Source organism: Eubacterium sp. MSJ-33 (genome assembly GCF_022174665.1).
Taxonomy (GTDB): domain Bacteria; phylum Bacillota; class Clostridia; order Lachnospirales; family Lachnospiraceae; genus Coprococcus_C.
Window position 1 is genome coordinate 872,779 of sequence record NZ_CP076562.1, and the last position, 12,915, is coordinate 885,693.

Below are 12,915 nucleotides of genomic sequence, written 5' to 3' on the forward strand. Positions count from 1 at the left end.
GTAGCCACCTCCTTACATAGCTGCAAATTTATCAAAATCATCCTGCGTCGCCTTGAGTGGGTAGTTGTATGTGTCGTTGCTGCTCTCAATCATCATGTCGAGCACATCTCCATGTGTTAACTCCTCAAGGTCCTGCATCGATATGTGTAATGAAAAAGCCCGCAGCATAAAGATGTTTGTATTCATCTCCCTTACTGTGGGCTTTGGTCTTTTTTTAATTCACTTGTGGTCGTGATATTTCGATTCCAAACGTTCAGGATGGATGTGATTGCCGCAGGATCCTGGAAGTCTGCTTCCTCAAATTCTTCCATCCATGCAATATATCCTTCTTCTGAAGCTTCTTTAATCTCCTTCCGGTTCTGCATGTTCATCACATACGCAAGCTTCGATGTATATTCGATTGCATCAAGCTTGTCTACGTCTTCTACGTTCTCCAGCTTCGCAAGATCCTTTAACAGCTCGCGCTTAAAAATCTGCTTGTATCGAATCGCAGTTGCTGCGTTGCTTTCAACTGCTACCTCTCTCTGTCCAATTCTGATCACTGATCTCATAGTATCCTCCGTTTCTGTTGCACCGGTGCAACTTTATATTTTTGCAAGAAAAATGGGACGGTATCTTCTACCATCCCATTTCATAATTGATATTAACCTGCTGCCTGTTCTGATGCAGTCGGCTCCCATACTTTTGTATACCAGCTCTTATACGCGCCATCTGTTGTATTGGATCCGGTTGTTGCTTTAACCAGATTCTTTTCCTTGCCATTGATCACGTTGACATCCGGACGTGGTGTAGCCTTAATTGTCACAGATTCTGTCACAGGCTCCGTGCTGTCTTCCTTGGTCTGGGACGCAACGGAGTGTCGTGTCAGTGAGCAACGATACAGTACATGTCTGCGTGCCTTTTTATCGCCTGAAAACTCAAACAAAAGAGCAATATACTTCTGTTCGTCTGTCGAAGATTCAACAAGCACACCATCGACTTCTTCCTGTCCCATCACCTCAATCTCTACGTCCTCCGGTACTAGTGCAGATTCGAAATCTCCCTCATAGCCGGAATTGCTTGATAATACGGCATACGCGGTATCATCCGCATAAAACGTGTTGGATTCTCCGGACGGATCAAGCGACATACTTACTGCTCCCGGCCATTTTTTCGGCGTACTGTATGTACTCTTGATTGTTCCATCCTCCTGTTCCGTCTCTGTGATAATCGCATAGTGCGTATTTTTCAGTCCAAACTTAATCTTATTTTTTTCTTTATCCATCTTTATATTACCTCCACTTCGTATATGGTCATAAATACTTTCTGCTCGTTCTTGAACTCGTCTGTCATGCTCCACGGGATTTCTGCTTCATTCAAAGCATCTTCGATCATCGCTTCCAGCTTCTCATCCTTCTTCGTGCTGTACAGCACAGCATGTATGGAGCTGATTTTCTGATACACCTTGTCATCTGCAAAGAAATTGCTGTCCGCATGGCATGTGTACGTGATAAAAGGTACTTTCGTGCCTTCCGGTGCATGGTCATAGTGTACAGTCACCCCCGGTACCGACAAGACTTTCTTTACATCTGCAATCGTCATCATTTTTCCACCTGCCTTTTGAATTCTTCTGGAAACTCATCCTGCGCCCAGGCTTCCACCGGTGCAATATGCACGTGTGCATCAGCGTGTCCTCGCACTTCTCCATTGATGATGATGTCATGACCGTTCTCAAGAAGATGTGTCAGCCGGTACTGCTCGTTGTGCAATATCATACCGCGTTTCGTCTTTTCATATTTCCATCCATTTTTGTACTTTTTTCTTCTTTTTGCATGCTTGTTTTTGGGTGAGGTCTTTTTCAGCTTCTTTATTGCTTTCTCTGCTACATTCTCCGCTGCCGTATCGACCGCGGTATTCACATGATGCTTAAACGCTGAAAAAATCGACTGTAATTCCATATCAAGCTGTCCAATTTTAATCGTCTTGTTCGACATACGTCACCCCTGCTTTCTCTTCAGCATAAAGCTCGATCGTATCGGAATCTGTACGCTCATAGGTGCGATAGATCCCATATACCTTGTCTTTGTACTTCACAAGCTCTTCGCCGTTGTAATTTACCTTATCTGTGTCAAAGCGATACTTCGGATTCATACCGACCTGCCCGGCTTTGAAGAACTCCTGGCGATCAACAGACTGTACCTTGCATATCACCGGGTGTTCGATTGTCTCTATAATAATCGTATTCCCGATATCATCCTGGTCGGTCTTCGTTTCAAGCAATATGATTTCATCATCCATCTTCCGTCCTCGCTTTCTGTGACAACAGGCGGTTATTCAGCGCATACCGGAGCATCCGCGGCATACCCTCTCCGGTTGCTCGTTGCCGCCATTTCCACGCGGCATAGCTTATGATCAGCTCCTCATCATCTACAGGCGGCTCCGGCGGGAAGGTAATACCCTCCCGCTCTATCTCCGTCTGTGCTGCCTGCAGATACCGTGTCAGCCGCTGATCGTACACCTCAGCCGATATGCCGAGGTCAATCTTCAACATCGTCAATCTATCTGCATCTGTCATACGCTACCTCTTATTCCTTTGTTCCTGCTGCCGCCTTGGCATTTACTGTATCGTCCGCAAAGGTCATGTCGGCTGTCGGTTTTGTGCCGGAGATGCCGATTGCGACAAAGCCCTCTGCGATTGACGGGATACCATCGTATCTTGCGGTACCCTTGAAAACTGTCTGATCTTCCAGGAACTTCACATGCTCGGACTGTGCGATGCTTGTACCCTCGCGCTCTGCAAGCAGATAGAGATCCCCATAACCGCCGATGATCACATTGTCCGGGATAAAATCAAGTGTCTCGATGGTGCCGCCGATGATTGGCATGGTGTCGTTCATGCCTGTCGCAATAGCACCGGCCGCATTGAAGGAAAGCGCCTCTGATACAAGCGTTGTCTTCGTCGTCTCGTTCAGTGCCCAGAATCGTGTACCGGTCGAATACTTACCCTTTGCCGCACCGGATGCTTTGATGATCTCCTTGAAGAGCTCTACACCGGTCTTGGCAGCCGCAATCGACTTGATATTTGTTGATGACAGATCAACCCATGTACGTGCAGTTTCCGGGTAGCTCTCCGGCTTTGCTGCCTGTGCAAGGCGTGTCACGATACCAAGCGGCATCTTTGTGCCTTTTCCATACAGGATTGCCTTATCGAGTGCCAATCCAATCGCCTGTCCAAGTGCTGTAACGATCGTCTCAGCAAGATTGACATCAGAATCCTTCAGTACCGCATTGTTGATTACAAGATATCCACCGACCTTGTAGCCGTCTACTTCTGTATTGTTGAACGAAAGCGAAAGCTCGTTCAGTGCGGCGTACATCTCGGTCCAGACACCTTCCGGGATGGTGCCCTGGATGTTCTGACGTGCCTTTCCCGGTACGCTCTTTACGTTGACATACTTATAAAGCTTGGAATATCCTTCGATATTCTCACGGAGCAGCTCCAGCATTACATCCGGGATAGTAAGCTCCGCATTGGTAATTGAGCGGTTCTCTGTACCAAGTGTACGCACACGCTCCAGGAAGGTATGTACGTCCTCCCGCGCAAGGAACGCATCACGCTCCTGATTGTTCATTCCAAAAAACTTCTTTCTTGTGGTCATTGTCTTCACTTTATCTTCTCCTCTCTTTGTTGTATCTGCTGCCGGTGCAGCCTGTCTCTGTTTCTCCTCCAGATCAGCAAGCTCTTTCTCTGTATCAGATACTTCCTGTTCCAGATTCCGGACGGATTCCTCATTTTCCGCCTTGTCCTTCTCGTACTGTTCGACTTCCTGATTGACCGCCTCCTTCTCTTCCTCAGTCTGTGCTTCGTCGATGGCTGCCTCAAGCTCCTTCTCACGTGTTGCAAGCTCCTTTGCCTTCTCACGTGCCTCTGTGAGCTTCTTTGTGACTTCGCTCAGCTTCTTTCTGAGCATGATTGCTTTTAACATGATTCGCTTCCTCCTTTTAATTTTTTCTTCATGTCAAGCTTCCATACCTCGGTCTGTCGCGCCCGGATGGTATCTGCATCCTTCTTTCGCGCATTGACACTTGTCTCTTCGTATGCCGGGAAGGTGCATACCGACACCTCGTACAGTTCCACTTTCCGGATTGTCCAGTGTACGGATCCGTCCTTGCGGACTTCCGTCTCTTCCTCCAGAATGTCAAAGCCGAAGCTGCACTGATCTACGTCGTGACGTTTCACTCTTGCATATAAGTTCATCGCGTCCGAATCATCCGGATTGATATCGATATGTCCCCAGAGTCCGCGTTCATCCTGCCGCAGTGTCAATGTGCCTGCTTTGGTTCTTCCGAGCACAAGCCCTGTATCATGGTTGATCAGTGCACGTACATCGCCGGATATCGTATCTGTAAACGCCCCAGGCGCTACACTCTCACTCATCCCCGGCATGATGTTATAGGTGCTATTAAAAACGGCGAAGTAACCTTCTATCGAAAGTGTCTCGCCGTCTTCCCGCGTATTAAATTCCGATGCGACAGACCGTGTCTGTCGAATATGTCTATCCATTGTTATCTCCCTTCTGTACCAGTTTCTTCTGTGCCGCTGCCATATCCCACGGGATATAGTTTTCAAGCACTCTAAGTTCATCCAATCCTTCCTTTGGTGACATGCCTATCTTGTCTCTGACTTCATTTCCAGTCACAAATCCACGGTCTGACAGCGAACCGAATACGGATGCTATCGTCGTCAGATCCCAGTCCATCACGGACAGGACATTGAACTTGATATACATATTCGGACTGTATATCAGTTTCCGCGTCATCTCCTGCTGTAAGCCTGTCACGATTTCTCGTACTTTGGTCTTGACAAAGTAATTCCATTCTTCCTGCTTGTACTCGCCTACGCCCAGTACAAACGACGGAACACCAAGGATTGCCGCGACTGTCTGCTTATCCAGCTTCACATTATCCGCAATTGCAAGATCGGATAAGGAAAGCGGTTTGACCTGGTTTATCTCAAACTGTTCCGCAGGTATCAGCCACGGTGCTCCGGCTTCCCCGGATGTCATATACTCGTCTATCAGCTTCTTTCTGCCCTTCGGGCTTGAAAACTCTTCTACCATGCCATCTACCTTGATGATCAGTGATGGCTTCCATTTGCTCTTCATAAAAGCGTTTGTAGTGACCTGTGCCTGCCGCAGGTTATCCGCAACATCCTTAAGCTGTGCTGTCACGCCCTGCCCCCGGTACATGTATGTCTTGTCCGGATTATAGACGAAATGCAGCACGTCATCCGGCTGGTATGGGATGCCGTCAATCAGTATCCGGTAATTTCTATAGTCGCCCTGATAGGTGACTCTGCCTGCTGCCACTGGCTCCATATCGGCGAGATAGCCGTCCTCTGTATAGACCTTTACAACCGAATTACCTTTTCCATACAGGAGCAGGTTCATCACCACCGCTTCTATGAACGTCTGCCGTGTCATGGTGCTGCATGGATTGATGTCAATCTTTCTCGACAGCTCATTGATCACACGCTCGTCGCCGCGTTCGGTGTTCTGCATGATATGAATCGTCATGGCTCCGATAACTTCCGCAATCTTCCGGCAGGCGGCTACAATCTCCGGATTCTGGTCTAATGATGTATACCCGGCACCGCATAACAGATCATATGCTTCGTTGCTTCCGATCAGCACTGCTGACCGCTTTCTTCCTGCCTTTTTTAGCGCCCGCTGGATGGCGTTTTCTTTCTTACTCATCTTCATTCTCACCTCCCCACCAGCTCTTTGATTTCTCACTCTTTTCAAGTGAATTCAAATATCTGACGCACGCAAACACGCTCGAATCGAACAAGTCAATACGTGCCGTCGGTTCTATCTTTTCAAACTGGATCATGTCGTCGGTCTTTTCAATGGCGTGTACATTCTGCACACAGTATTCGTATGCATCCGAATGGCAGTAATACAATTTGCCATCCTTCGCCGACTTCTCAATATGCCGGAAGCCTTCTGACTTCACATAGAAATACTGTGGCTGATCTATGATCTTAAAGCCCGCTTTCTTCATCTGGATAAAATACTCACGTGCAAATTTCTTGTCATGGCCAACCTGCTTGATCTTGAAGCCCTTGCTCCGCATCTCCTTAAACCAATTTACAATGTCACCGACATTGACCGTTGGTGTATTGCACATGGTCAGCCATCCATCGTCCCGCCATCCAAACAGCGGTATGTTGTCTTCATCTGCTTTCCTTGCTGCTTCCACAACCGGGAAGAATGCATGCGTGATAATGATATCCACACCTTTATAGTGTCCGAACAGCGCCGCCGCAGTAAGATCGTGCAGCTTCGACAGGTCGGCACCGCCGTACCAGTCGATTTTGAGTTTTGCCAGCTCCTCTATGCTCCAGTTGTACTGCTTATCCGAATTCCTAAACTCTTTGATGTCGAAATATGCCTTCATCGCCGTGGTATATACATTCAACTGACGACTTAAAAAGTCCTTCCGCTGTTGCGGATCGTTCTGCGCCTGTATGGAATCGTTCAGGATAGCTTCCGGCCGGATTGTCACACCATATCCCGGATTTGCTTTTTCGTGCTGGATTGGATTCGTAAAATCTACATTTCCTTTCTCGTCCTGATCCGCACGGGATACAAAGCAGAACAATGTATCATCCTTCACGATGCCATCCAGCACTTTGTTGGCATATTCCAACCGGCGATAGCAGAAGGAATTCATATTATCGCCTGCTGTGGTGATGCCGATCATCAGCTTGTTCGTGTATGCAGCCATCGCTTCTTTGAACCGGTTGTACTGGGATGCACGCTTGAATGCATGCACTTCGTCCGCGATTGCGATATTGCAGTTAAAAGAGTCCTGCGTGTCCGGATTGCTGGCGAGTGCTTCGATGTACAAGGAACCTTCCGGCTCTTCGTCCTCGTTGTAAAACGTGTACTCGATGGAATGCTGTGCATTGTTATTCAGCACCTTAAACTCGTTAATCATGCCACGGTACCGCAATGTATGCAGGATGTCGTCAAAGCTCTGTTTCGCCTGCTTCAAGGCGGCGGCCACAATATAGATTGTTGCACCCGACCGCCTTTCAAGAAGTCCAAGTGCAAACGCAAGCGCCGCCACAAACAGCGTCTTACCCTGCTTTCTCGGAATAAAAATAAAGGCCTCTTTGTATCGTCTGATCTGAGTACCTTTATAGTAAAAGCCTATTAAGTTATATACGATAAATATCTGCCACGGCTGCAATATCAGCGGTGTGTTCCGCAGGGAATGTCCTTGCAGGTCCTCGCCTTTCACATGCACCATCACCCGCTCGATGATATTGATCACAAAATCCGGCTCTTTCGTGTGCAGCTCAAGATCATCGCGTTCCAGATCCGCCAGGAACCGTTTGCACTCTCGTACATTGTTTCCGGCAATGATCTTTCCTGCGACCACATCTTTCGCGTAGCGGATTGCCGCCTGCTTGTATGACTTAGCCGCCAATGTCCCGCAGGATGTCTCCTAATGCAGACACCTTTTTCCCTTTGATTGCTGATTCGTCGATTTTTTTCAGCCCTGCCGGTGTGAGCCCAAGATCTCTCCAGTATGAAAGTGCAGATGTATTCATGTCGCCCCAGCTCACCAGCAGCGGATTCTTGGTCATGTTGGTACTTCCGTTTTTGTTTGTATGCCCCACTACAGGTTTGGCACCGGTTTCGACGTATTCCTGATAGATTTTGTCACGCTCTGCAAGTATATTTGCGAGCGTATCGATCATCGGAAGAAAAGCATCTCGATACGTGCCAACCGCCTTGGTTGCTGATATTATTCGATTTTTCCATGCTGTCTTTTTCACCCGGTTTCCCCCTTTCTCAAAAAATCCCGCGTATTTGGAAATGCTTCCACCCACCGTTCTATCCTCACCCGCTCCAAAATCGCTAGAGAGGGGGGAGTCTGCTGCCGTATCGCTTCTTTATACGCATTTGTAACTGCTTTCCCTTTGCTGTCAGCTCATGCGAATCCCTGTCATGCATCTTGTTATGGCAGGACTGGCACAAGGTTATCAGGTTGCAGTCGTTGTATCTCTCATCCGGATAGTATTCAACCGGGAATACATGATGCACATGCTCTCCCTGTTTTCGCTTTCCGTAGCGTCTGCACTCCTGACACTGATATGCATCCCGTCTCAATACGGATGCGCGTTTCCTTTTCCATCTGGTATCGTTATACATCATTCTTCCTCTGATTTCTTCTGAAGGACATCGATCGCCTTTGTGATTACTGCCGGGAGCTTTACGCCCATAAGTCCTGCGTTTTCTACCAGTGATATCGTTTCATTTGCGATAAATGCAATCACAACCGCGTCGCGGATATAATTAGTACCAATCACTAAATCCAATCTGTATGCTACGATCACGAACATAAGTGTCATACACTTCCGGCATAAACCTTTCCATCCCGCTTTACTCTCTAAGCTGCCTGTATCAGTTTTGGGACTGTTCTTGAAAACACCAGCCACAACGAGTCCGGATACATAATCGATTGCCATGAATATGAACAGAGTCCTAATACCTGCATCCCATCCGCCGAATACACTTGCTATTGCGGATCCAATCATGCCTACTACTGTACAAATCGCCTGTTTCATCTTCTCTCCTTTCCAACGTAAAACAGCAGCTATATGACTCCCATACAACTGCTGTTCCCGTTTTTTTCAACTATCTGATGCTATCATAATATCACTTAATTTGTCCCCCGAGTACTCCACTTTCAGTTTTTCTTAAAACTTCCGAAGAACTCTCTCACTCTTACATAAAGCTTAAAAAACAAATATGCGTATGTCTCTCTTAATGCAAGTCTATACAGCATCTGTTCCTGCAACGTCAGGCTATCTACAAATTTCTTTTCGTTAAAGTAATCAATATACTCCTCAATGATCTCATACTCCGTTTTCATATCTTCTCACTTCACTTTCTTAGATAACAGATAATAGAACTTCCTCCGGCTGCGATAGTATAACGCGCGCGACGCTGGCATCCCACGTGCCTCAAGCACCGGATATGTACATTCAGTATCTGTCACTCCTGCCAGAATGTATTGTGCAAGTTCCCTGTTTGCTTCCACTGCCGTATTTTCAATCAGCTTGCATCGCTTGCTTAGTTCCGCTGCCTTGATGGCTGCACTTGCGGTCGGGTTTGATAATCCATTTCCTGTTGCTCCGGTTTCATGCGATCGTAGTCCGCGCAGTTCTCTAATTTCTTTTATCCAGTCCGGGTACTGCATGCAATAGTGGTACAGTTCTAAAAATCTATGCTTGCCAATGTTATAGCTTGCAACCGCATTTCTTTGTCTCACCTTGCTCACGCTCCTTTATACTTTCTTTGTGTACTCCAGACATATCCAGCCTGCACCGCTTTTGAGCTTTCCCCATTTCTGTCCGGATATCGTCTTATCCGCCACAATCGTATATACGCCCTTGTCCCGGATCACTCCGGTTATTGCATTTGCTGTACCTGCATCCTTGCGGATATTCAACGCCGATGCTGTGACTTTGACTCTATATGTACTCGCTTGTGTCTGTTCTGGTTTGACTGCTGCCTGTTCCGGTGTCTTTGTTTCTCCGTTTGCATTCTGTTCTGTATTCATACCAAGCGTTGCAAGGATTCCTTTCGCATATGCTACACCAAACGCCCGGCACTTCTCTTCTGTATCCGCTTTTGCCGCATCAGCTTTATTGTCTACAAATACACCTTCGCAGATAATCGCCGGGCATTTCGTCTGTCTAATAAAACCAAAATAATCACTTCCGTAAGAATTCTTTTTTGTCTTTAAGCCTCGGCTGCTCTGTCCAATCTTCAAAACTTCTTTCTCGATATTTTGTGCAAGCCCCTTCCCTTTGCCACCAACAATACTATGAAAGACCTCAAATCCTTCTCCGCCACCTGCATTGTTATGTATATCAAGTGCCAGATCTGCACCCCAGCGATTACACTCATATGTTTTCGCATTTACTGATCCATCAATATCTGCGTCTCTGCTCATCTGAACATCAACGCCATGTGCTCTCAAATAGTCCCTGCATCCTCTCGCCATCTGTAAATCAATATCTTTTTCTACTAAATACTTCACTGCTCCGGGGTCGCTTCCGCCATGTCCTACTCCAATATATACTTTTGCCATCTTTATATCCTCCAATCTGCATTTATATGTTTCTGTTCTTTCGTTTTCCTAGATTCTCACCCCCTTCCTTCTTTAGATTTATGATATATTTTCTTAGTGCCAAAATAAAAAAGGTACCAACCAATGAATACTGGTCAGTACCTTTCCTTTTCTAGTATTTACTTGTTTTTCTCGATGAATTCTCTCATCATCATGCTAAGCTGTCCGGCTTGACTTACTCCTGCCTTCTCACATGCATCTGCAAATGCCTCCACCAGCTCTCGCTTCAGCTTATAAGATTTGCTTATCAAGCCAGCTTTTGCATTCCACTTGTCCTGCGGTCTAATCTTTTTTTCTTCCATCGTGCACCTCGCAATATATATTTAATCCAATTGATGCCACACTCAGTACAAGTGCTACTGCAATTGCCGCATCCAATCCTTTTCTGATTGCATAGTACACAAGAACCGCCGCCGAACAGGTGCTAATAATTGTTAATACTTTTCTTATAGACATATCTTCAAAAATGGCTTAGAATAAAATTAGGCGGTGGGTGGGATATTCCCACCGCCTGTGCCCTTACTTGAAGAAGGTTTCGTAGATCAAGCATACGATGGTTGCTATGCCTTGCAGGATGCTTACTACGATTGCAACCTTTTCAAGTTTGGGCTTTTTCTTTTGTTTTTTCTTAGCCATTACTTATTCACCTCCTTACAAGTATTATAATATCATACGGTACACCGTATGTCAATACTTTTTAATAAAAAAGATGAAAATTTCTGACCTGTATTCACTTTTCAATGTGCATCTTTATTTAGTATTTACTAGACTTTACAGGTAATTCTTCCCGAAGATCTCCCGGAAACTCTTATCTGGATAGTACTCCTCAAAAGCTTTCTGTGCGGCTTCGTGCAATATCTGCATATAGTCGCTGTTCTGGTGTACCGCATCCGGTCCTGTCCGGTGATGTTCCGGGCACAGGTACACCTTCAAGCCGTACTTTTCTGACAATTTCCTATTCGAACCTCCAAAGCAATGATGCTCCTCAATCGTATAGCCCTGCTGCCATGTTCCAAGCAGATCACACATGTAACAGCATCCGTCTTTGTTCTGCATGATAGATCTACTCATGATTTCCCTCCTTGCTTTACTATCTCGATCGCTCTATCCAGTCCTCTGTGGTACAAGTCATCATATTCTGCATCCAAGCAAGGACATACTTTATCCACATACTCGTCAAAATCGGCATATGAAAGCTCTTTTTCCTCGTTCAGTTGCTCCAAAACCTTGTCTACATCAAAGGCGGTCGGCTGGCTATCCACTATATGTATATATCTGTCCATTATTCTTGCTGTTGTTTCGCCTAAAATAGTTTGCGAAAGTATAGACTCTTTTATTTTATCCGCATCAATCAATCTCATCTTCATCACTCCAATCTAATCTTTGACCACAATCTGGACAATGTTTACAAAATCCAATTTCAACATTTCCGCAAGCAGGGCATTCTTTATACATGCATCTGTCGATAGGTTTCTTCGGAATCTGCTTATCTCTTGCAAACCTGCATTCTTCTACAGTTCCAACTTCCCTGTACTTCTGTACTTCTTCAAGTGCCTGTATTGCCATTTGTAACGCTTCACTTAATTCATCTGCGTTTACAAAAGCTTCATTTAGTCCATTGTTAAGTATTCCCAAGCCTTCTATTGCTTCGCTCTCCGTCATATTATCCCTCGCTTTCTAATAACTCTTTACTCTCCAAGTTTCTTGCATATTTCGTAACAGAAATCACATTCATTACACTTCTCTGATGTACCAACACCATCGCATCTTTCAATGCATTCTGGATAATAGTAATCTCCTTTATTGGTCTTTGTCAGTCTACTCATCGTATACCACATCCTTACTTACTTTTTTCGTTACCTTGATTGTGTCCTTATTTGTCTTGCTGATTGTAACCTTAACACCTCGACCGTTATCAACTGTTATTTTTGCGATTGTTCTCTGATCAACTAACTCCACACACTGCTTCAGATACTCGCACACTGCCTCGTCCGTCTCATGAATTGCCAGCTCGATATTGTCCTTTGCTTTCTCCTGCCGTACTTTTGCAGTCTGATAAATTCTTGCTCCCTTACAGTCGCACATCATGATTGCACGCTCCTCTGCCTGCTCATCTGGTATCTCGTCGCCGAAAAATACAGTATTCATGCAATACTTACATGTCCCTTTATTTACCATTACGCATCCTCCTTTTTGCTCTCTTTACACATTCCTGTTTCATATCAAGATACTCACTCAATGCTTCTTTCTGTTTTCTTATACATTCATTCTTTTTTCGTTGTGTCTCTGTGAATGCTTTATACTTCCCGCATTCACTGTGACAACCAACTTTCCTGTCTACGCATTCCTTACATGGACAGTTTTTCACAACTTCCACTCCTTCCAATCCCTATTTTTGCGCAAAAAAATACCAACCATCGAATAATGATGGTTGGTGTTAATACATTTCTTACTCTTCATATTTAGGGTATCTATCTTTATACGTTTGTCCTTTTTCACAATATGGACAATAAAAATAATCTTTTCGACAGCCTTCTGCAGCTTTCTTATAAACCTGATCAGCTCCAAAACATCCCATATTATCAAGTCTATCATATTCTTGATCGAATTTGTCCATATCGGATTTACTAATAGTTTCTATTACCCCTTTGTTATCACATTTTGAGCAGAACTGTTTTGTATTGTCAATTAAATCCATGATACATATCCTCCTTCGTATTGGTA

At 45.4% G+C, this 12,915-nt stretch carries 25 protein-coding genes; all 25 read right to left on the minus strand.

The window, feature by feature from the left end:
• Positions 1-12: 12 nt before the first annotated feature.
• Positions 13-186: a hypothetical protein gene (locus KP625_RS03960; RefSeq protein ID WP_178016600.1), complete on the minus strand. Its 174-nt coding sequence runs from the start codon at positions 184-186 to the stop codon at positions 13-15.
• A 5-nt stretch (positions 187-191) separates the two neighbouring features.
• Positions 192-551, minus strand: a complete 360-nt coding sequence (locus KP625_RS03965; RefSeq protein ID WP_195541256.1) for a hypothetical protein — start codon at positions 549-551, stop codon at positions 192-194.
• Positions 552-643: 92 nt separating this feature from the next.
• Entirely contained in the window at positions 644-1,264 is a 621-nt protein-coding gene (locus KP625_RS03970) for a major tail protein (protein WP_238299474.1), read from the minus strand.
• 2 nt (positions 1,265-1,266) lie between these two features.
• Positions 1,267-1,584 (minus strand): hypothetical protein, encoded by a 318-nt coding sequence (locus KP625_RS03975; RefSeq protein ID WP_238299475.1) that lies wholly within the window; start codon positions 1,582-1,584, stop codon positions 1,267-1,269.
• Positions 1,581-1,973, minus strand: coding sequence for a hypothetical protein (locus KP625_RS03980; protein WP_238299476.1), 393 nt, complete (start codon positions 1,971-1,973; stop codon positions 1,581-1,583). The genes KP625_RS03975 and KP625_RS03980 overlap by 4 nt, the downstream gene beginning before the upstream one ends.
• The gene (locus KP625_RS03985; RefSeq protein WP_238299477.1) at positions 1,954-2,277 is read right to left on the minus strand and encodes a head-tail adaptor protein; all 324 of its coding nucleotides are present in this window, start codon (positions 2,275-2,277) and stop codon (positions 1,954-1,956) included. The genes KP625_RS03980 and KP625_RS03985 overlap by 20 nt, the downstream gene beginning before the upstream one ends.
• Complete coding sequence (locus KP625_RS03990; RefSeq protein ID WP_238299478.1) at positions 2,270-2,554, minus strand: hypothetical protein; 285 nt, start codon at positions 2,552-2,554, stop codon at positions 2,270-2,272. The genes KP625_RS03985 and KP625_RS03990 overlap by 8 nt, the downstream gene beginning before the upstream one ends.
• A 10-nt stretch (positions 2,555-2,564) precedes the next feature.
• Positions 2,565-3,965 (minus strand): phage major capsid protein, encoded by a 1,401-nt coding sequence (locus KP625_RS03995; RefSeq protein ID WP_238299479.1) that lies wholly within the window; start codon positions 3,963-3,965, stop codon positions 2,565-2,567.
• The gene (locus KP625_RS04000; RefSeq protein ID WP_238299480.1) at positions 3,959-4,543 is read right to left on the minus strand and encodes an HK97 family phage prohead protease; all 585 of its coding nucleotides are present in this window, start codon (positions 4,541-4,543) and stop codon (positions 3,959-3,961) included. The genes KP625_RS03995 and KP625_RS04000 overlap by 7 nt, the downstream gene beginning before the upstream one ends.
• Positions 4,536-5,735, minus strand: a complete 1,200-nt coding sequence (locus KP625_RS04005; RefSeq protein ID WP_238299481.1) for a phage portal protein — start codon at positions 5,733-5,735, stop codon at positions 4,536-4,538. The genes KP625_RS04000 and KP625_RS04005 overlap by 8 nt, the downstream gene beginning before the upstream one ends.
• Positions 5,728-7,476 carry a terminase large subunit gene (locus KP625_RS04010; RefSeq protein WP_238299482.1) on the minus strand — a complete coding sequence of 583 codons (1,749 nt, stop codon included), beginning with the start codon at positions 7,474-7,476 and terminating at the stop codon, positions 5,728-5,730. The genes KP625_RS04005 and KP625_RS04010 overlap by 8 nt, the downstream gene beginning before the upstream one ends.
• Complete coding sequence (locus KP625_RS04015) at positions 7,466-7,828, minus strand: P27 family phage terminase small subunit (RefSeq protein WP_238299483.1); 363 nt, start codon at positions 7,826-7,828, stop codon at positions 7,466-7,468. Before KP625_RS04015 ends, KP625_RS04010 begins: the two co-directional genes overlap by 11 nt.
• A gap of 82 nt (positions 7,829-7,910) precedes the next feature.
• The gene (locus tag KP625_RS04020; RefSeq protein WP_238299484.1) at positions 7,911-8,207 is read right to left on the minus strand and encodes an HNH endonuclease; all 297 of its coding nucleotides are present in this window, start codon (positions 8,205-8,207) and stop codon (positions 7,911-7,913) included.
• Complete coding sequence (locus KP625_RS04025; protein WP_238299485.1) at positions 8,204-8,620, minus strand: phage holin family protein; 417 nt, start codon at positions 8,618-8,620, stop codon at positions 8,204-8,206. The genes KP625_RS04020 and KP625_RS04025 overlap by 4 nt, the downstream gene beginning before the upstream one ends.
• 122 nt (positions 8,621-8,742) lie before the next feature.
• A complete protein-coding gene (locus tag KP625_RS04030; protein ID WP_238299486.1) occupies positions 8,743-8,928 on the minus strand; it encodes a hypothetical protein in 186 nt (61 codons plus the stop codon).
• Positions 8,929-8,934: 6 nt separating this feature from the next.
• Complete coding sequence (locus KP625_RS04035) at positions 8,935-9,327, minus strand: hypothetical protein (RefSeq protein ID WP_238299487.1); 393 nt, start codon at positions 9,325-9,327, stop codon at positions 8,935-8,937.
• Positions 9,328-9,342: 15 nt separating this feature from the next.
• Positions 9,343-10,152, minus strand: a complete 810-nt coding sequence (locus tag KP625_RS04040) for an N-acetylmuramoyl-L-alanine amidase (RefSeq protein ID WP_238299488.1) — start codon at positions 10,150-10,152, stop codon at positions 9,343-9,345.
• Positions 10,153-10,310: 158 nt separating this feature from the next.
• A complete protein-coding gene (locus KP625_RS04045) occupies positions 10,311-10,493 on the minus strand; it encodes a hypothetical protein (RefSeq protein ID WP_227573467.1) in 183 nt (60 codons plus the stop codon).
• Complete coding sequence (locus KP625_RS04050; protein WP_238299489.1) at positions 10,474-10,647, minus strand: hypothetical protein; 174 nt, start codon at positions 10,645-10,647, stop codon at positions 10,474-10,476. Before KP625_RS04050 ends, KP625_RS04045 begins: the two co-directional genes overlap by 20 nt.
• A 315-nt stretch (positions 10,648-10,962) precedes the next feature.
• Positions 10,963-11,262 (minus strand): hypothetical protein, encoded by a 300-nt coding sequence (locus tag KP625_RS04055; RefSeq protein ID WP_238299490.1) that lies wholly within the window; start codon positions 11,260-11,262, stop codon positions 10,963-10,965.
• Complete coding sequence (locus tag KP625_RS04060; RefSeq protein ID WP_238299491.1) at positions 11,259-11,552, minus strand: hypothetical protein; 294 nt, start codon at positions 11,550-11,552, stop codon at positions 11,259-11,261. The genes KP625_RS04055 and KP625_RS04060 overlap by 4 nt, the downstream gene beginning before the upstream one ends.
• On the minus strand, positions 11,539-11,853 hold the full coding sequence (locus KP625_RS04065) for a hypothetical protein (protein WP_238299492.1): 315 nt from the start codon (positions 11,851-11,853) through the stop codon (positions 11,539-11,541). The genes KP625_RS04060 and KP625_RS04065 overlap by 14 nt, the downstream gene beginning before the upstream one ends.
• Before the next feature lie 26 nt (positions 11,854-11,879).
• Positions 11,880-12,017: a hypothetical protein gene (locus tag KP625_RS04070; RefSeq protein WP_238299493.1), complete on the minus strand. Its 138-nt coding sequence runs from the start codon at positions 12,015-12,017 to the stop codon at positions 11,880-11,882.
• Positions 12,010-12,369 (minus strand): hypothetical protein, encoded by a 360-nt coding sequence (locus KP625_RS04075; protein WP_238299494.1) that lies wholly within the window; start codon positions 12,367-12,369, stop codon positions 12,010-12,012. Before KP625_RS04075 ends, KP625_RS04070 begins: the two co-directional genes overlap by 8 nt.
• Positions 12,370-12,640: 271 nt before the next feature.
• The gene (locus tag KP625_RS04080) at positions 12,641-12,889 is read right to left on the minus strand and encodes a hypothetical protein (protein WP_238299495.1); all 249 of its coding nucleotides are present in this window, start codon (positions 12,887-12,889) and stop codon (positions 12,641-12,643) included.
• Positions 12,890-12,915: the final 26 nt, after the last annotated feature.